The organism is Propionivibrio sp. (assembly GCF_029255185.1).
GTDB lineage: Bacteria > Pseudomonadota > Gammaproteobacteria > Burkholderiales > Rhodocyclaceae > Propionivibrio.
In genome coordinates, this window is the sequence record NZ_JAPUVO010000056.1 from 1 (window position 1) to 17889 (window position 17889).

The following is a 17889-nucleotide window of genomic DNA, read 5'->3' on the forward strand; positions in this document are numbered from 1 at the left end:
GCCATCCCGGCATTTTTAACGTTTCCACAATTGGACCCCAGCCTCAAGAAAATAACGAGCAAATACACCCGTTACGATCTGGCCTCGGCCGCCAGCCTATTGGTCGCGTGAAAAAAATCGGAAAAGTCGACACTGTCCAGTAATGAAGCACAACGTTTGAATTAAATTCCTACCGTGATGGCGCAAGGTTCGGCAGTCCCAGGTTAATGAAGAAGCTCAATGGTAGCGCAATTTCTAATGCCTGTGGCATTGGACGTCGTTTTCAGCGTTGGCGCACGAATTTGATTTCAAGGTTGCAGCCGACTGCTTCTGCGTAGCGTTTGAGCGTGGCAGCATGTTTGCCAGCAGACTCCCAACGAGAAATAGCGCTTTTTGTCGTATCCATGCGCGACGCAATGACCTCTTGTTTTTCAGGCTCAACCCGAACAAGGCCATTACCGGACCAAGTCTAAACCTCAGCCAGGCCGGCTGCCGCACGATACTGGTGCATCGCGTCCTCGGCACGTTCGGTCTGCTCGAACAGGCGCGCCAGTTCCAGTCGAGCCTCACGCTGGTCGGCGAGCGAGAGCGCTGCTTCCAGATAGGTTTGCGCCTTGCCCCACAGGCGTTGCGCCAGACACAAGCGCCCCAGCGCGAGCAGCAATTGGGCATCGTCACGATGCTGCAAGAGCCAGCGGTCGGCACAGGCAATACGCGCCGTCAGATCCCCTCCCGGAGTCAGCCCGTAGAGGCCGACGAGTCGGGAATCCCATTCCCGGTCGAGCTGGGCCTCGATAAAAACCAGCGCCTCATCCCGGGCGCCCAGCTCGATCAGCACTTCGGCGTAGGTGCACGCCAGTCGCGGACTGGCCTCACGCACCGGCATCTTTCTCTGATAGGCCTGCAAGCGGACCAGATCGCTGCGCCGCTGACGAATATTTTCCTGATGCGCCTTGAGCCTGATCTCCTGCGCCAGCTCGGGCAACAGGGCATTGCGTTTTTCGAGCAGGCGGGCAATGCGCAACACCTCGTCCCAGTTAGCGCAGCCTTGCTGGGCACGCAACTCAAGGCGCAGCGCAGCGATATGCCGTCCAGATATTTCCTGAAGACGCTTCAGGGCGCTGACGGCCTCTGCAAAGCGCTGCATCTCGATATGCATTTCAGCTTCAAGCATCAGACAGGCGGACTGCATTTTCGGGTCCTCTTGTGCTGCACGATCGAGCCAAACCTTCTGCTTGTCGGGTTCATGCAGGCGCTGCGCCGAACGTGCTGCGAGCAGGGACGCCAGCGCTGACGATTGGCCGGCGGTATGGGCCTCGCCGGCTTTTTTCATGGCCTGGCTGTAACGGCCTTCAAAAAGAAGGCGTATGACGTTGCAAACCGACTCGGCCATCTTCTCGCGCCAACGGCGTTCGCGAAACTCGCGAACGCGGCGCGGCAGCGAGAGGGTCAGCGCGACGCCGCGCAACAGGGCGTAAAGGATCAAGAAGCCGCCTAGAATGATCACAATGGCAAGATTGAGCGATATCTCGGCCCGGTAGGGGGGCAACACCAACAGCAGGTAACCGTCGTTGAAATGCGCCGCCAGGGCAATGCCGACCGCCAATGCAAAGAGCGTCAACACCCACAGCAGTCCTTTCATTTACGCTCCTTGCCGAGTTTGAAATTCTTGATCGCCGAGAGACTGTCGTTGAGGTTCGGCAATTCGATGTTGATCTCGGTCGCCGAAAGCTGCTTGAGTGACCCCTGAGCGGTCTGTACCGATTTGTCACGATTGTCGAAATAGCGATCGACCCACAAGCGCGCCTGCTTGAGTTCGTTGCGGAAGGTCCATTGATCATGGGCCAGCAGCGCCAGACGGGCATTGAGTAAACGCAGCTTGAGATTCTCACGGAGAAAGAAAATCTGTTGCGGAGCCAGCAGGGCCGGTTCGTCGCGGTCAAAACGCTGAATGCGGATCAGGCCGCGCAGTTCGCCCCAGAAATCCGCAGCCAGATGTTGCCAGAAGGTCAGCGAGGCCATGGAGGGCGGAGGAGCGGCTTCGACCACGGACTTGGCCTCATCGCGCGGGCGGCCATCAACGGCCAGCGGCAGCGCGTCGACGACCGAAATCACGCTCTCCAGTTGCAGATTCATTCCCGGCAAATCGGCCTGCGGCAAGGCCCGCAAGCGATCAAGATCGCGCGCCAGCACCTTGCGCAAACCGATGAACTGCGGGCGGCTGTTGCCGGCTAGACGTGCATCGGCAGACTGTAGGGCCAACACTGCGCCCTGCACGTTGGCCGCGAGTTGCAACTGCTGGGCGGCCAGTGTCACGCTTTGCTCGACTTCGGCCAGCGCCCACTCTTCGCGGCTGCGCGCCAGATCCTGATAGAGATTTTCCAGTGTTGTCTGCTGGCTCTTCGATTCGGCGATCTTCCCCTCGAGCTCACCGAATTTTCCCTGAAGAACGGCGAGCTGTTCTTGCGCCTGCCTGGACAGCGTGCGACTCTCGCGGGCCACCGTGTCGCTGTCCGCCAGGCGACGTGCCAGTTCCTGCTGGGTATCGGCCAGACGGACACGCGTTTCGACCCACTGCCAACCGGCCAGCCCGAGGGCCATCAGGGCAGTGATCAGCCACGGATTCTTCCATGCCCGGTACCAGGCGCTATGCCCCGCGCTAGACAGCGGCTCACTGACGGCAGGCGATGGCGTGAAAGATGGAGGGAGTGAAACGGAAGACGGCTGATCAGCAATATCATTCATGGTGAAGCCAATTATAGGTGCACAAGCTCTCGATGATGCCGGCATCGGCCGGCGCAGTCAGCACAATACGCTGCAAGCCAAGCTCGGCGGCCACTTCTGCGATGCGCTGATGGGGAACGAAGAGTGGCAGCCGGCGCAACTGCTGACAGCCGTCAGTATCAAGCAAAGCCAGAAGGTTGCGCAAACCTTCGCTGGAAGAAATCGTCAGTGCATCGATTTGCTTGTTGCGCAACAACGACAGGATGGGCGCCGCGTCGACCGGCAATGAGCGGTGGTAGCACGTCACGGCGTCGACCTGCGCGCCGCGTTCGCGCAAAGTCTCGGCCAGCAGTTCGCGCCCGCCGTTGCCGCGCAGGATCAAAACCGTTTTCCCGGCCACAGCATCAGCCTGAAAAGCAGTCAATTCAAGCAGTGCCTCGGAATCGAAGCGATCGGCAGGGGCAATGACCGGCCCGATGCCATGGATTGCCAGCTGCGCGGCGCTGCCCTGTCCGATCGCCGCCGCCTGCAGGGTGTCCGGCCAGTGGCCTGCGGCAAGGATCTGCGGCAGGCTGAAGGCGACCGCATTGGGGCTGATGAAGATCGCCATTGCGTAGTCCGCGAGCCGTGCAATGGCTTGTTGCAGAGGCTCCGGATCATCCGCCGGGCCAATCTCGAGCAGGGGAAAACGCAGCGCCCGACCGCCCTCTGCCGCGATCATCCGGACCAGTTCGCCAGCCTGGGCGGCAGGACGGGTGACCAAAATACACTTGCCCTGCAAGGAGTTCATTGGCCGCCGGCAAGCGTGGCCAGAATCGCCTCGGCACCCTGTTCGCGCAGTTGCTGGGCCAGAACCCGCCCGATCGATTCGTCGTCTTCCGGCGCACCGCGCAGTTCGCCGCTGACCATTTTTCGGCCGTCGGACGTGGCGACAAAACCGCGCAGCCACAGTTGGCCGTTTTGCAGGATGGCGTAGCCGCCCAGCGGAACCTGGCAACTGCCACCCAGCGCCCGCGAAAAAGACCGCTCGGCACGCACGCAATGCATCGTTTCGACATCGTTGAGCGGCGCTACCCAAGCCACGACATCGCTGCGCGCTGACAACACCTCGATGCCCAGCGCACCCTGCCCTGGCGCCGGCAACGACTGCTCAGGGGTCAGCACTGCCCTGATGCGCTCCTTGAGGCCAAGGCGGACCAGACCCGCCGCCGCGAGAATGATGGCATCATATTTCCCGGCGTCGAGTTTGCGCAAACGGGTATCGAGGTTGCCGCGCAGCGGTTCAATCTTCAGATGCGGGTAGCCTGAGCGCAAAATCGCTTCGCGACGCAGGCTGGAGGTGCCCACCACGGCGCCGGCCGGCAGTGCATCGAGTCCGTCATGGTGGTTTGAAACGAAGGCATCACGCGGGTTCTCGCGCGCCGTAATGGCGGTCAGCGAAAAACCATCGGGCATTTCCATCGGCACATCCTTGAGCGAATGTACCGCAAGATCGGCCCGTCCCTCTTTCATGGCGACTTCGAGTTCCTTGATGAACAGCCCTTTGCCACCGATCTGCGCCAGCGGCCGGTCAAGAATCTGGTCGCCGCGCGTGGTCATTCCCAGAACCTCGACCCGACACTGCGGATGCAGTTCGGCCAGACGCGCCTGGATATGCCCGGCCTGCCACAGGGCAAGACGCGACTCACGCGAGGCGATGACGATACGGCCAGGTACGAGCGCGTGACTTTTCAAGGCAATATCCTGAAAAAAACGGAATCTTAGCATGCTGCTCTTGTTCGGGATTCGACACCATCGCAGCTCACGTGCGCAGTTGTTTGGCATAAGATTTGACCAGCGGCCACTGCCTTCGGCTGACCGGCAATCTTTCTGGGATGCCGTGTAAAATCGCCTGCCATTGCGTCTCCGCGTCGTCTGCACCATTCTTCTCGAAACCGGCAATCGCCTCCTTGGCCACCAGCGCGCTGCGGTGCAGACGAATGAAGCGTTCGGAGAATTCCTCCTCCAGATGCGTCAGGGATTCATCGAGCAGATATTCCCGGCTGGCGGTACGCGCCGTAACGTATTTCAGGTCGGCCTTGAGGTACAGGATGTCCGGCAGCGGGATGAGCAGCAAGCGCCCGCGCTCGTGACAGGCAAGGTGCTTGCGGGCGCCCTGTTGCAACTGGGCGAGCACCTGAGGCGTTAGCAACTGCCGACTCTGTCGCACTTTTTGCAGAGCTGCTGCCAGCCGCTGCGTGCGCACTGGTTTGACCAGATAATCGACGGCATTGAGTTCGAAGGCGTGCACCGCATAGGTGTCGAAGGCCGTAACAAAGATAATGGCCGGTGGGTTTTCGAGTTGAGCGAGGTGGCGCGCCAGTTCGATGCCATCCATTTTTGGCATGCGGATATCGACCAGTACCACATCAACGGCCAGGTCCGCGATCGCCTCAATAGCCAGCAGCCCGTTGGCCGCCTCGGCGACCACGGCATTCGGCACCTCGGCCCCGATGTCGGCCAGCAGATCGCGCAAGCGCGCCCGCGCTGGCGCCTCGTCATCGACGATCATCACCGACAACAACGGCATAAATTTCACGGCTCGATCCTTCGGCAAGGCAACACGATATGCACACGGTATTGATGAAGACCATCGTCAAGAATTACTTCTTTGGTTTCCAGACGCGCTTCAAGATCATAGTACAAGGCCAGGCGCTCGCGGATATTGGCCAGCGCCATGTGGTTGCCGCCTTGCGCGGCCTCGCCGCCACGGCAGGGATTGGCCAGATCGATATGCAGCTCGTTGCCGTGGCGGGCAAAGCGAATGTGCACCGTGCCGGGCTCACCCGAAGGTTCGATGCCGTGATAAACCGCATTTTCCAGCAGGGGCTGCAACATCAGCGGCGGCACCTTCAGGTCAGTGGGGACATCGACGATTTCCCACTCGACATTGAGCCGCTCGCCAAGACGCAGCTTTTCGAGATTAAGATACTGCCGACACAGGGAAATTTCGTCGGCCAGTGGCAACAGGTCGCGATGGTCACGCATCAGGGCGCGGAAAAGCTCAGCTAACTCCTCGAGCGCCGTTTCGGCGCGCCTTGGCTCGCAACGAATCAGGGAAAGAACGGCGTTCAGGCTGTTAAACAGGAAATGCGGGCGAATGCGTGCAGTCAACGCCTGCAGACGGGCTTCGGCCAGCGCCGGGGAAAAGGCTCGGGCATGCAGAGAAAAATAGAAAAGCATGGCTCCGGCAAACAGTCCGCCCAACACGGCAGCACGCGCCAAGCGCTGCCAGCCACCATCATCAATCCCCATGAAACGCCAGAAATCAAGCAGTAGGGCAGAAGAGGCGGCGGCCAGCAGGATCACCAGCGCCTGCCCGGCCCAGACCGGCAGATAGCGCAGAACACTGCCAAACAGCGCCAGCAGGGCGAGATTAAAAAGCAGCAGGGGCTGCACCCAGGCGGCCAGATCAACGTAGTGTTGCAGGCAATCACTGATGCCCGTGCTCTGTACCAGTGCTGCGGCCAGGGCCAGCAGGTTCACGCCGAGCAGAATGCGCAGCATGACGCCAAAATTGCGGAAGTCCGGCAACGGCAGCCGCGCCGGATTTTGCTTTATACTTGGCATATTCTGTTTGTGGTGCCTGTCAGGGTTCCATGAGCCATTCTAGCCCACGAACTTGCTTTCGTCATGAGCCAAACGCCCCCCACACAACCTTCCTTGACTGCCCAATACACTTGGGCCGCTCGCTTTTCCGAACCGATGTCCGATCTGGTCAAGCGCTACACGGCTTCAGTGAATTTCGACAAACGCATGTGGCGCCAGGATATTCGTGGCTCGCTCGCGCACGCCAAGATGCTCGCCAAACAGGGCATCATTCCCGCCGAAGATCTCGCGGACATCCAGCGCGGCATGGCGCAAATCATCGCCGAGATCGAAACAGACGCTTTTGCGTGGTCGCGTGACCTTGAGGATGTTCACCTTAACATCGAAAAACGCCTGACCACGCTCGTTGGCGATGCCGGAAAACGCCTGCATACTGGCCGCTCGCGCAACGATCAGGTGGCGACCGATATCCGTCTCTATCTGCGTGACTCGATCGACGACATTCTCATCCTGCTCGGACAGTTTCAGGTCAAGCTGCTCGATCTGGCCGAACGCGAAGCGGCGACGCCGATGCCCGGCTTCACCCACTTGCAGGTCGCGCAACCGATTACCTTTGGCCACCACCTGCTAGCCTGGTTCGAAATGACACGGCGTGACGCCGAGCGTTTTTCCGACGTGCGCCGGCGCACCAATCGACTACCGCTTGGCGCGGCGGCGCTGGCCGGAACGACCTACCCGATTGACCGCGAATTCGTCGCCGCCGAACTTGGCTTCGAGGGCCTATGCGAGAATTCGCTCGATGCGGTTTCCGACCGCGATTTTGCCATCGAATTTTGCGCCGCCAGTGCCCTGCTGATGATGCATTTCTCACGCATGTCGGAAGAACTCGTGCTATGGATGAACCCGCGCTTCGCCTTCGTGCAGATTGCCGACCGCTTCTGCACCGGCAGCTCGATCATGCCGCAAAAGAAAAATCCTGATGTCGCCGAACTTGCCCGCGGCAAGACCGGACGCGTCTATGGTCACCTGACCGCCCTGCTAACCCTGATGAAGGGGCAGCCGCTGGCGTACAACAAGGACAATCAGGAGGACAAGGAACCGCTGTTCGACGCCGTAGACACGGTGACCGATACCCTGCGCATCTACGCTGAAATGATTTCTGGAATCAGTTCGCGCCCGGACAACATGCGCGATGCGCTGCGTCAGGGCTTTGCCACGGCGACGGATTTAGCAGACTACCTGACATGCAAGGGCCTGCCCTTTCGCGACGCGCACGAAGCTGTCGGCCGTGCCGTCCGTCGTGCCGAAAAACTGGGGGTCGATCTGCCACAACTGTCGCTGGCCGAACTGAAAAACTTTTCCCCGTTAATTGACGTCGACGTCTTTGCCGTGCTTACGGTCGAGGGCTCTCTGGCGGCGCGCAATCATATTGGCGGCACGTCGCCCGATCAAGTTCGGGCGGCCATCGCACGAGCGCGCAGTCGGCAGTAAATCTCCCTGCATGGATAAAATCGGCAAGTACGACATCGTTCGCGAGTTGGGTCGCGGCGCCACGGCGACGGTTTATCTGGGCAATGACCCTTTTGCCCAACGCGAGGTGGCCGTCAAGGTCGCCTTCCCGGAAATCCTGAAAAATCCCGAACGTGGCAAACTCTATACCCATCTCTTCCTCAACGAAGCCTCCCTAGTCGGCAAGCTTGTGCACCCGCACATCGTCCAGATTTATGACGCCGTCGTTGCAAAAGGCCTCTGCTATATCGTGATGGAATATGTTCCGGGCGGCACCCTGGAAGCGTATTGCTCGGTAGATAAGCTGCTGCCCATCGAGCGCGTTGTCGAAATTATTTTTAAGTGCACCCGCGCGCTTGATCATGCCTTCCGCATTGGTATAACGCACCGCGACATCAAGCCGGCCAACATCCTCTTTGCCGGCAAGGACCAGGGGTTGGGCGACATCAAGATCTCTGACTTTGGCGCGGCCATCATCGACGACCCGGAACGTACCCAGGTTTCGGGCGTTGGATCACCGGCCTATATGTCGCCGGAACAGGTCAAAGAGCAGTCGCTCAATCACCAGACAGACATCTATTCGCTTGGCGTGGTGATGTATCAGTTGCTGACGGGTCAGCTCCCCTTTCGGGCGAGCACCAGCTACAACATCATCCACCAGATCATCAACACCGAGCCGACCAAGCCATCGTCGCTACGAAATAAAATTCCGGACGTTCTCGACGCCATCGTCGCCCGCGCCATGCGCAAAAATACCCGGGAACGTTATCAAAACTGGGAAGAATTCGCACACGATCTGGCGCAGGTTTTTCGCAACAAACACCTCAAGACGCCAGCACACGACTTCGCCGAATCGGAAAAATTCGACACCTTGCGTGAGTTGCCGTTTTTCGCCCACTTCTCGGATGCTGAAATCTGGGAAGTCTTGCGCTTTTCGGGCTGGAGCAACATCGCTCCCGACGAAGCCATCATGAACGATGGCGACCCAGGGGATTTTTTCTGCTTTCTCGCCGAAGGCGAACTCAAGGTCACCAAAAATGGCCGGATTCTCAATTTGTTGACTCCCGGCGACTGCTTCGGCGAAATGGCCGTCATCAGTACAAAAACGCAGACCCGAGGTGCGGATGTCGTGGCGTTGACCAAAGCGAAGATTATTACGGTCAAGGACGAGGCCCTACGACATGCCTCAGAGCCTTGCCGCATGCACTTCTACCAAGCCTTCCTGGAAGTTCTGAGCAGCCGCCTTGAACTGTCTAACACACGACTGGCGGCGCTCTAACGAACTTGGCGCCCACAAGCGGGAACCGCGCCATCCATCCCCGAGAGGTCGGGGCGTTGATAGCTGGTGCGCACGATTCCCGTTGTCGCATCGAACAGAACGTCAAAAAACGCCATTTGGCTCCAACTATCGCAGAAGCGCCATTCCCAGACGAGTTCGTTGCGTGCCTTGAAATACATCGTCCATTGCGGCTGTGACGGCCCGAGCAGGCGAAGAACTGTCGCCTTGTCGCTTTTTCCGGGTTTGATACGGGCAAAGTGCTCCATGTCGAGAACGGCCTCTATGCGCTCCAGACGGCCATCCGGCGCCATGAACACCATGAAGGTCTGCGTCCCAGCCGGCCCGCGCGGGTAAGCGAGTTGCTCACGCCCATCGTCATCCTTCCAGCGCATTGCTGGCTCACCCATTGAAGCAATCACTTCGGGCAGCGCTGCGGCCCCCGCTTTCAGGTTGCTGCCACCGTAACCGGCACAGGCCGAAAGCAGCAGCGTGCACGCAAGAACTGCAAACCTTTGCTGCATTGCATTTTTGCCAGCGCTGCCCACTGAAGCTCAGTCCGGAGCAGCGATGCCGGCGAGCAGCGTCTTCAGTTCGCCGCTCTGATACATCTCGCGCATGATGTCACAGCCGCCGACGAATTCGCCGCGAACGTAGAGTTGCGGAACTGTCGGCCAGTTGGCGAAGACCTTGACACCGTCACGAATCGCCTGGTCCTCAAGCACATTGACGCTAAAAAAAAGCGGCAGGTTGCAGGCTTGCAGGATCTGCACCGCAGTTGCAGAAAAACCGCACATCGGCGCTTTTGGCGTCCCTTTCATGTAGAGCGCCACCGGGTTGCTGGTGACTTGTTCCTTGATCAGTTGCTGCACATCCATTGAAAACCTCGTCATAGTTGAGTAAAACAATCAAAAATCAGTGGGTCGGCTGGCGCCCGCCACTGACCCTTTCTATCGCTGCACCATCGCGCCAGGAAGCGACCTCTTCAAAACCAGCCGCACGCAGCATTTCGCGAAGTTGGACCGCCTGATCGTAGCCATGTTCAATCAACAGCCAGCCACCGGGCAATAAATGATTGTGCGCACCATCAATGATGACGCGAATACAGCCTAGCCCATCACCACCCGCCACACCGTCGCTTAGTGCCTGTTGCGGTTCGAACGGAAGACCATTTTCTCGCAGGTGCGGATCGCCATCGGCCACATAGGGCGGATTGGCGACAATGAGGTCAAACTGCTCCGCACCGAGCGGAACGTACCAGTCACCGGCAAGGAAGCGTACCTGCGCGCTGTGTAAAATAGCATTGGCGCGAGCGATGTTAAGCGCCGCCTCCGACAACTCAACCGCCGTCACTGCAGCTGACGGGCAGAGCCGCGCGAGCAAAATGGCGACGATTCCAGAGCCGGTGCCAAGATCAACAATGCGCGGCGTGGCGAACGCGTGTGCACGCCTGCACGCCTGCTCAACAAGAATCTCCGTATCCGGCCTTGGAATCAGCACTGCCGGCGAAACAGCGAATTCAAGCCCATAAAAAAAGGCGCTGCCCAGTAGATAGGCCAGCGGTTCGCCGGCCGCGCGACGCGCAATCAGCGCATCGAATCGGGCAATCTGCTCCACTGATAGTTCACATTCTGGATGCGCGATCAGATCGGCATGTGTGCAGGCACAGACGTGCCCCAGCAGCAGCCTGGCATCGAGCCGGTCAAGGCGCTGACTGGCACGGCGCCAGGCATCGCCAATACTCTCTGCCGGCATGTACTTACTCCGGATCGGCCAGGGCAGCGAGCTGTTCGGCCTGATGCTCGTTAGCCAGCGCACCAACGAGCTCATCGAGATCGCCGTCCATGATCGCGTCGATCTTGTACAGGGTCAGATTGATCCGGTGATCGGTCACCCGCCCCTGCGGAAAATTGTAGGTGCGGATGCGTTCGGAACGGTCACCGCTGCCAATCAGGCTCTTGCGCGTCGAGGCAATTTCCGCATGCTGCTCGCGTTCCTGCGTATCCTTGATGCGCGCCACCAGCACCGACAGGGCCTGCGCCTTGTTTTTATGCTGCGAACGTCCATCCTGACATTCAACGACGATGCCGGTGGGCAGGTGCACAATGCGTACCGCCGAATCGGTCTTGTTGATGTGCTGGCCTCCCGCGCCCGAGGCACGGAAGGTGTCGATGCGGATTTCGGCTGGGTTGATCTGGACCTCTTCCAATTCGTCGGCCTCAGGCATCACGGCGACGGTGCACGCTGAGGTGTGAATGCGCCCCTGTGTTTCGGTTTCCGGCACGCGCTGCACGCGGTGACCGCCCGACTCGAACTTGAGTTTTGAATACACGCCACTGCCGACAATGCGAGCGATCACTTCCTTGTAGCCACCGACGTCCGATGCGCTGGATGAAATGACTTCGACCTGCCAGCGCTGACGCTCGGCAAAGCGGGTGTACATGCGAAAGAGATTACCGGCGAAAAGTGCCGATTCGTCGCCCCCGGTTCCAGCACGGATTTCCAGAAAAACATTGCGCTCGTCGTTAGCGTCCTTTGGCAACAGGAGCTTCTGCAACTCGCCCTCGATCTGCGGCAGGCGCTCGCGTGCCGACTTCATCTCCGCTTCGGCCAACTCCTTCATTTCAGGGTCGGCCATCATTTCCAGCGCCGATTGCAAGTCGTCCTCAGTCAACCGCCAGCTCTGGTAAAGCGCAACCACCGGGCCAAGTTCGGCGTGCTCGCGCGTCAGCTTGCGGTACTGATCCATGTCACGCGTTGCCTCGCCGCTCGCCAGGATGCGATCGAGCTCGTCCAAACGGCCGACGAGATTCTCAAGTTTGTCGCGAATGCTTTGTTTCATAATCGATCGATAAAAAATTCAATTCGAACCACAACGACACAACGAGCACAACGTAAAACTAGAATTTGTTTTTCGTTGTGCTCGTTGCGGTTATCTTTAAGGCATTGCCTTACTCGTGATGCAACTTGAACAAGCGCGTCACCAACGCCTGCAGCTCGCTACGGTCACCGTCAGCCAAATTCAAGGCCTGCGTCGGCGCGTGCAGGAACTTGTTGGTCAGACGGTGCGAAAGATGATCCAGAACTCCAGCCGGATCATCGCCTTTGGCCAGCAGCTTGAGCGCGTGCTCCATTTCATGGCGCCGGGCGCGTTCGGCGCTATCGCGCAGAGAACGAATCACGGGAACGGTCTCTCGTGTTTGCAGCCAGAGCAGAAAGTTGTCCACGCGCGCGGCAACGATCGCCTCGGCATCGATCACCGCCGACTGCCGCGACTCCAGACCGGACTCGACAACCTGTGCAAGGTCATCGACGGTGTATAGAAAAACATCGTCCAGTTCGCCGACTTCAAGTTCAACGTCGCGCGGCACGGCCAAATCGACCATGAATATCGGGCGGTGACGGCGCGCCCGAATGGCCCGCTCGACCAGGCCCAGGCCAATGATCGGCAACTGGCTGGCGGTGCAGGAAACGACGATATCGAATTGCGCAAGCCGTTCGCCAAGCTCTTCCAGGCGGATCGCCGTTGCGCCGAAACGATCGGCGAGCACACGACCGCGATCAATCGTCCGGTTGGCGATGACGATCTGTTTCGGTTTCTGTGCCGCGAAGTGGGTCGCGCAGAGCTCGACCATCTCACCGGCACCGATAAACAGTACGCGTTGATCGGCAATGCGCTCGAAGATGCGTTCGGCCAGACGTACTGCCGCCGCCGCCATGGATACGATGTTGCTGCCGATGGCAGTTGTTGAGCGCACATCCTTGGCCACGGCGAACGAATTCTGGAACAGCTTGTTAAGCGTCGCGCCAAGCGTACCCGCCTCCTTGGCGATACGCACCGCCTCTTTCATTTGGCCAAGAATCTGCGGCTCGCCAAGCACCATCGAATCAAGCCCGCAGGCGACCCGAAAGGTGTGGCGCACCGCATCGCGGTCCGGGTGGGTGTAGAGATAAGGCTCAATCTCTCGCCGTGGCAGACGGCGGTATTCCCCGAGCCACTCGATGGCAATCTGCGGCGAATCGGCCCGGCAGTAAAGTTCGGTACGGTTGCAGGTGGACAGGATTGCCGCTTCCTGCACCCGTCCACCACTGGCCAGATCGGCCAGGGCGCGTCGCAACTCTTCGGCATGAAACGCCAATTGCTCGCGAACCGAGAGCGGCGCTGTGCGGTGATTGATGCCGAGAGTAAAAAGCGCCATGAAATGAGCGGAAGTAGGGAATTTTCGCTTCAGCCAGCAATGTGAAAGAAGCGTGGCAAAGAAAGTGCCATGGACAGCGCGCGATTATAGCACCCGCCCCACTCCTGACCGGGATAACGCAGATCAAGGGGGCACCGAATCGAGGCGAAGGCCGAGGTTGTGCGACCGTCTAAGGCTGCTAACGAATTCGTTTCAAATAGCCATCGGGCGCGACGCTGATCAACAGCTTATTGTCGATCTGTTTATCAATTTCAAATTCAGGGTGAGTCTTAAGATACTCCCATAATGCAGTTTTTGGGTTGTCACCAGGCCCCCAGGGACGGTCAGGAAAAACATCGCCGGGCATGTCTTCAATGAAAGTATCGAAGACAACGCAGTAGCTTCCCAGCGTAGTAAGAGGGGCATAGGCGATGAGTTCAGCCAGGACATGTTGATGCGTGTGATTACTGTCCAGACACACCAGAACGCGCTGTTTCTGGGACGCTTTGGCTTTGACTTGCTCAATCGTATCGGGCGCCGTGCTGGAGCCCTGAATCATTGAAATGCGCTTTACCAGGGGATGTGCTTGGATCGCCTCGGCATTATGCGCCCGGATGTCAATGTCGACACCCAATACCTCAGCATCCGGAGCGCCTCCACAAGCAGCGTTTAATTCGAGCATGGATGCATAAAAAATCAAGGAGCCGCCATGGGCAATGCCTGTCTCAATAATCAAATCAGGCTTGACCTGCCAAATAATTTCTTGCATGGCCAAAATATCGATCGGGTTCTGAATAATGGGGCGACCGAGCCAGGAAAAATTATAGACATACGACTTTCGCATGCTCTCTTCAAGCCATGCACGTGAACGATTTCTGAATCCTTCATCATGCCCAAAAAGATCAATGCGCGCAGCTCTCTCCGATTCGAAATCATTAACAAATTTATTCACACACTACTTTCGAGCGAAAATAATTAAGCAAATCCGGGAAATCAATTTCCAATCGGCGCGTAGAAACGATAAATTCAGATTCCAGACGTTTGATATCAATCACAGGAAAAACCCACTCCGGCGAAAGAGCAGAAAAGGTAACCGTAATACCCTCTTTTCTAAGCGCAGACGCAATCTCGGCATTTGTTGTATTTAAGCCACTGGCCAAGTTATATATGGCCTGCTGGCCATCCATTGCTATAGATGGCAGAAAACGGACAACCTCTTTCACCGAAATAAAATCTTTAGAGGATTCCGGCGAGGTCAAAAAATGGACACGGCCAGTGCTTGCTGCCTCAGAAAGAACAAGAGACAAGAAATTTTCTTTCCCCATACCTGGCCCATAAACGTTCGAAAGCCTGACAACCTTGGCTCGTCGGCCGCAATTGAGACAGAGACTTTCACCCATCAGCTTGCTGAAATTATAGAGTTGCTCCGGGTTGCCTGGCGCCCCCTGCAAAACGCCGGTTTCAAGTGTAGTTGAGGCACCTTCATAAACGCGTGTGCTTGACAGATAGGTCAGAGATTCGAAGCAACCCCGCTCAAGTACCTTGCGCAAAAAACAAACATGAGCATCTACTGTTTCAAAGGGACGATGCCTAAAATCAGCAGTTAACCCTATACAATAAATAACATGGCCAAGATCATTTCTAAAAATCTGTGAAAATAACTCGTCGCCATCACGAGTTGGCGCATATACGAGGGCACCCAGAGATTCTAACGAGGCGACCAAATTCCTTCCGATAAATCCGGCTGATCCTAGAACCGTAAATTTTACATTAGAAATGTTAAGCAAAATTAATCCACAAAAAAGGTATTGTTTTTAATTGCATCAAAATTTCGCATAGCGTTTATAACATTCTTGCCGACCCCAGAATTCATGCCAACTAGCAAAGCATCGGCACTTTTTATATCGATCGAGTCAGGAGAAAACACCGGCAACCCACAATAGAATTTCTTTTGCTTATGTATATTGGAGTCGATAAACCCGGAAATCAAATCTTTTTTGACAAATTTTGTAAAAAAATAAACTCCAATAATTCCGGCTCCAAAAATAAAAATTCTATTCACGCCTGATTTAATTGCTCGCACTTCGAATTCGTTCAGTCTGGCTTCAACACTTTTCCAATATTCGACGATTTTTTCTACTTCAATAACGGATGGTTTTACTTCACTTACATCAATATCTGTATTTTTGGCATCCGAAACAGCCTTTGCGATATAAACCGACGCCTGCTGGTGAGAATTGTGGTCAACTTCGATCAATTTAAAAGCACATGATTCCAAAGCAAGCTTCATCGACGTTGGAGAATAATGGTGCAAATGATCAGCCACTAGCAGGTCGGAACGATTAGCCGAATAAATATTCGGTACAACTGCATATAAAAATCCTCCGCTATTTAAAAGATTCCTGATCTTAAGCAGGCAATCCAGTGGATAAATAACATGCTCTAGGGAAAAAAATGAAGTAACGCAATCAAAAAAATTACCCCAGCCGATTGGTGTATCAAAAAAAGCGTACTTCTCACTGCTACAATAACTTTTCCAAAAATCTTCGTAGTCACGAGAAACATCATACAGATAAAAATCAAGTTCAGGATTAAGTAGCAATGCCTGTTTTGCAGTAAGCGCTTTTCCGCATCCGTAATCCAGTATATTTTTTATGCCACTTCCGGCCATTTTTTCAACAAAAACTCGCGCCTGATGCATTGACCTATAAACAGGATAGTTATTTTCAACTCCGTAAAGGTCATCATCGTCGATATCAGCGGAATTGATTTTATAGTTTGAATTATAATATTTCCCGGCTTCAAATAATAATGAAGTCTGCAAATGGCTACAAGCTTTGCATAAGAATACTACTGTCTTGCCTGGCAACAAGGCTCCCAGAGAGGTAATGCTAATATCAGATGAAGACTCATAAACTTTGCACAAACTAAATCCACAGACTGAACATTCGCCAATATTTCTCATGAACTTTTATTTTCTGTAGCCATAGAGTTCTGACGGAATTCCTGAATATATCCCGTACTGATCCAGTTTCCCTTTCACAATGGAGCCAGCACTTATCACTGCCCCTGTTTGAATATAGGCACCTTCAAGGATTACACAATTGGCGCCAATCCAGACATCATCTTCAATCACGATGCCGGTCTTCCCAACAAATAGCGGCGATGGAGAGACAAATCCTTGCTCCATGATTAATTGATCGCGAGATCTGAATTCGTGGGATGTTGGAGAAAATACACAGTTTGCAGCAATCAAGCAGTTTTTTCCTATTGATATCCCGTTGCCGGTATAAATTACAACACCAGGGTTGATTACTGTATTCGATCCAATAATCAAGTCCCCAATCCCGCCAGCAGGTTTTATCTTTACAAATGAATCGATAATAACTCCGTCTTCAATTACTATTTTAGAGCCCTTTGTCGAATCTTCGATATCAGCCAGTCGCGATATCCTGGCTGTCTGTGAAATAATAAGCACTTAATCAAGCCCCTTAGCTAGATCCCGCCGGTAACGGGAATATTCACGCCGGTTAAATAACTGGCATCATCCGAAAGCAGGAATTTAATGACGGGGGCAACATCAGCGGGCTGTCCATTGCGTTTTCGAGGATGTTGTTGCGCCGTTAGCTCAACTATTTTCTCAGGAATATCCGAAAGAAAGTCAGTTTCAATCATCGAAGGGGAAACGGCATTGATACAAATATTTTTCCCTGCATATTCGCAGGCCAGTGCTTTCATCAGACCGAGAAGAGCATATTTGGCAGTCACATAATGCGCCATAGCCGAGGGTGGCTTACCCAGGGTATAACTGCTCAGCATGAATACAATTTTTCCATATTTGTCAGAGGCCATCTCCGGCAGATACCTGTTCAAAATAGAAAATGCGGTATTCAACGGCATGTCTATTTGTCGTTTGAAGTCCTCGCGAGTCAAATCCTTAAAGCGAGTCAAATACAATCTTGGAGCGGCTAGAAAAACAATTTTATTTGGGCATCTACATTCTTTTGTAACAAGTTCAATTAATGATTCAATACCCGGTTCATGGGACAGATCCGCCTGAATTAGTACAAGACGCCCTTTCGAATCTACCTGCAAATCCTCCAAACGCTCCTTCTCCGAATAATAATGGGCAAGAATAATCGTCTCTTCATCAGATAGCTGACGGATAAGTTCACAGCCGATTGATGATGATGCTCCGAGAATCAACACATATTTTTTATTCACTGCTTCCCGACCTTATTTTTGCACGTGAAACTTTGATCCCTAGTTGATTTTTTATATGGGCGCGTATTTCAATTTGTCTTAACTCATGGTGGACTGACGAGATTTCTCCAAACACAGTGAGATTGTCCCCTGGGAACACCGGGGCCGTAAATGAGGCGTCGACCCCTTGCAGCAAGGCATAGCGACCTGGCAGGTAGATGCCAACCAGTGTTGAGTAAAAAGAAGCCGTTAACATTCCATAAACAACCCGGTCACGATAACCACGTGATTGGGCAAAGCCAGCGTCTGAATGGAGCGGATTATCATCGCCCGATAACAACCTGAACTGATCCATCATTGAGTCAGTCACATTCACGCCAAATGAACAACTCAGGCCCGGCGAAAGATCTTGAAAACGATACTCGTTCATAA

Annotated in this window: 19 protein-coding genes; 2 read left to right on the forward strand and 17 right to left on the reverse strand. The window is 55.3% G+C overall.

The window, feature by feature from the left end:
• Window positions 1–448: 448 nt before the first annotated feature.
• From Q1J43_RS01725 to Q1J43_RS01750, 6 genes are read right to left on the reverse strand one after another with little or no spacing between them, the layout of a single operon-like run.
• Entirely contained in the window at window positions 449–1621 is a 1173-nt protein-coding gene (locus tag Q1J43_RS01725; RefSeq protein WP_301100581.1) for a heme biosynthesis HemY N-terminal domain-containing protein, read from the reverse strand.
• Complete coding sequence (locus Q1J43_RS01730; protein WP_301100582.1) at window positions 1618–2724, reverse strand: uroporphyrinogen-III C-methyltransferase; 1107 nt, start codon at window positions 2722–2724, stop codon at window positions 1618–1620. Before Q1J43_RS01730 ends, Q1J43_RS01725 begins: the two co-directional genes overlap by 4 nt.
• Entirely contained in the window at window positions 2717–3493 is a 777-nt protein-coding gene (locus Q1J43_RS01735) for a uroporphyrinogen-III synthase (protein WP_301100583.1), read from the reverse strand. The genes Q1J43_RS01730 and Q1J43_RS01735 overlap by 8 nt, the downstream gene beginning before the upstream one ends.
• Window positions 3490–4470: a hydroxymethylbilane synthase gene (gene hemC, locus Q1J43_RS01740; RefSeq protein WP_301100584.1), complete on the reverse strand. Its 981-nt coding sequence runs from the start codon at window positions 4468–4470 to the stop codon at window positions 3490–3492. The genes Q1J43_RS01735 and hemC overlap by 4 nt, the downstream gene beginning before the upstream one ends.
• A 34-nt stretch (window positions 4471–4504) precedes the next feature.
• Window positions 4505–5272 (reverse strand): response regulator, encoded by a 768-nt coding sequence (locus Q1J43_RS01745; RefSeq protein ID WP_301100612.1) that lies wholly within the window; start codon window positions 5270–5272, stop codon window positions 4505–4507.
• 5 nt (window positions 5273–5277) lie between these two features.
• Window positions 5278–6312: a histidine kinase gene (locus tag Q1J43_RS01750; RefSeq protein ID WP_301100585.1), complete on the reverse strand. Its 1035-nt coding sequence runs from the start codon at window positions 6310–6312 to the stop codon at window positions 5278–5280.
• A 63-nt stretch (window positions 6313–6375) separates the two neighbouring features.
• On the opposite strand from Q1J43_RS01750, the gene argH reads away from it, so the two are divergent.
• Together argH and Q1J43_RS01760 are read left to right on the forward strand one after the other, a co-directional pair.
• Entirely contained in the window at window positions 6376–7782 is a 1407-nt protein-coding gene (gene argH, locus Q1J43_RS01755; protein ID WP_301100586.1) for an argininosuccinate lyase, read from the forward strand.
• 10 nt (window positions 7783–7792) lie between these two features.
• Entirely contained in the window at window positions 7793–9079 is a 1287-nt protein-coding gene (locus Q1J43_RS01760) for a serine/threonine-protein kinase (protein ID WP_301100587.1), read from the forward strand.
• Here the strand turns inward: Q1J43_RS01760 and Q1J43_RS01765 are convergent.
• The 11 genes from Q1J43_RS01765 to Q1J43_RS01815 form a co-directional block, all read right to left on the reverse strand.
• Window positions 9076–9600, reverse strand: coding sequence for a hypothetical protein (locus Q1J43_RS01765; RefSeq protein WP_301100588.1), 525 nt, complete (start codon window positions 9598–9600; stop codon window positions 9076–9078). The two genes, Q1J43_RS01760 and Q1J43_RS01765, sit on opposite strands and share 4 nt — an antisense overlap.
• A gap of 30 nt (window positions 9601–9630) precedes the next feature.
• Entirely contained in the window at window positions 9631–9954 is a 324-nt protein-coding gene (grxD, locus tag Q1J43_RS01770) for a Grx4 family monothiol glutaredoxin (protein WP_301100589.1), read from the reverse strand.
• A gap of 37 nt (window positions 9955–9991) precedes the next feature.
• On the reverse strand, window positions 9992–10831 hold the full coding sequence (gene prmC, locus Q1J43_RS01775; RefSeq protein ID WP_301100590.1) for a peptide chain release factor N(5)-glutamine methyltransferase: 840 nt from the start codon (window positions 10829–10831) through the stop codon (window positions 9992–9994).
• A 4-nt stretch (window positions 10832–10835) separates the two neighbouring features.
• Entirely contained in the window at window positions 10836–11918 is a 1083-nt protein-coding gene (gene prfA, locus Q1J43_RS01780; RefSeq protein WP_301100592.1) for a peptide chain release factor 1, read from the reverse strand.
• Window positions 11919–12027: 109 nt separating this feature from the next.
• Complete coding sequence (hemA, locus tag Q1J43_RS01785; protein WP_301100594.1) at window positions 12028–13275, reverse strand: glutamyl-tRNA reductase; 1248 nt, start codon at window positions 13273–13275, stop codon at window positions 12028–12030.
• Window positions 13276–13453: 178 nt separating this feature from the next.
• Window positions 13454–14206, reverse strand: a complete 753-nt coding sequence (locus Q1J43_RS01790) for a cephalosporin hydroxylase family protein (protein ID WP_301100595.1) — start codon at window positions 14204–14206, stop codon at window positions 13454–13456.
• The gene (locus tag Q1J43_RS01795) at window positions 14199–15041 is read right to left on the reverse strand and encodes an NAD-dependent epimerase/dehydratase family protein (RefSeq protein ID WP_301100596.1); all 843 of its coding nucleotides are present in this window, start codon (window positions 15039–15041) and stop codon (window positions 14199–14201) included. The genes Q1J43_RS01790 and Q1J43_RS01795 overlap by 8 nt, the downstream gene beginning before the upstream one ends.
• Window positions 15042–15043: 2 nt before the next feature.
• Entirely contained in the window at window positions 15044–16219 is a 1176-nt protein-coding gene (locus Q1J43_RS01800; RefSeq protein WP_301100597.1) for a class I SAM-dependent methyltransferase, read from the reverse strand.
• Window positions 16220–16225: 6 nt separating this feature from the next.
• The gene (locus tag Q1J43_RS01805) at window positions 16226–16732 is read right to left on the reverse strand and encodes a DapH/DapD/GlmU-related protein (protein ID WP_301100598.1); all 507 of its coding nucleotides are present in this window, start codon (window positions 16730–16732) and stop codon (window positions 16226–16228) included.
• A 17-nt stretch (window positions 16733–16749) separates the two neighbouring features.
• Window positions 16750–17478 carry an SDR family oxidoreductase gene (locus Q1J43_RS01810; protein ID WP_301100599.1) on the reverse strand — a complete coding sequence of 243 codons (729 nt, stop codon included), beginning with the start codon at window positions 17476–17478 and terminating at the stop codon, window positions 16750–16752.
• Window positions 17471–17887, reverse strand: coding sequence for a MaoC/PaaZ C-terminal domain-containing protein (locus Q1J43_RS01815; RefSeq protein WP_301100600.1), 417 nt, complete (start codon window positions 17885–17887; stop codon window positions 17471–17473). The genes Q1J43_RS01810 and Q1J43_RS01815 overlap by 8 nt, the downstream gene beginning before the upstream one ends.
• Window positions 17888–17889 lie beyond the last annotated feature (2 nt).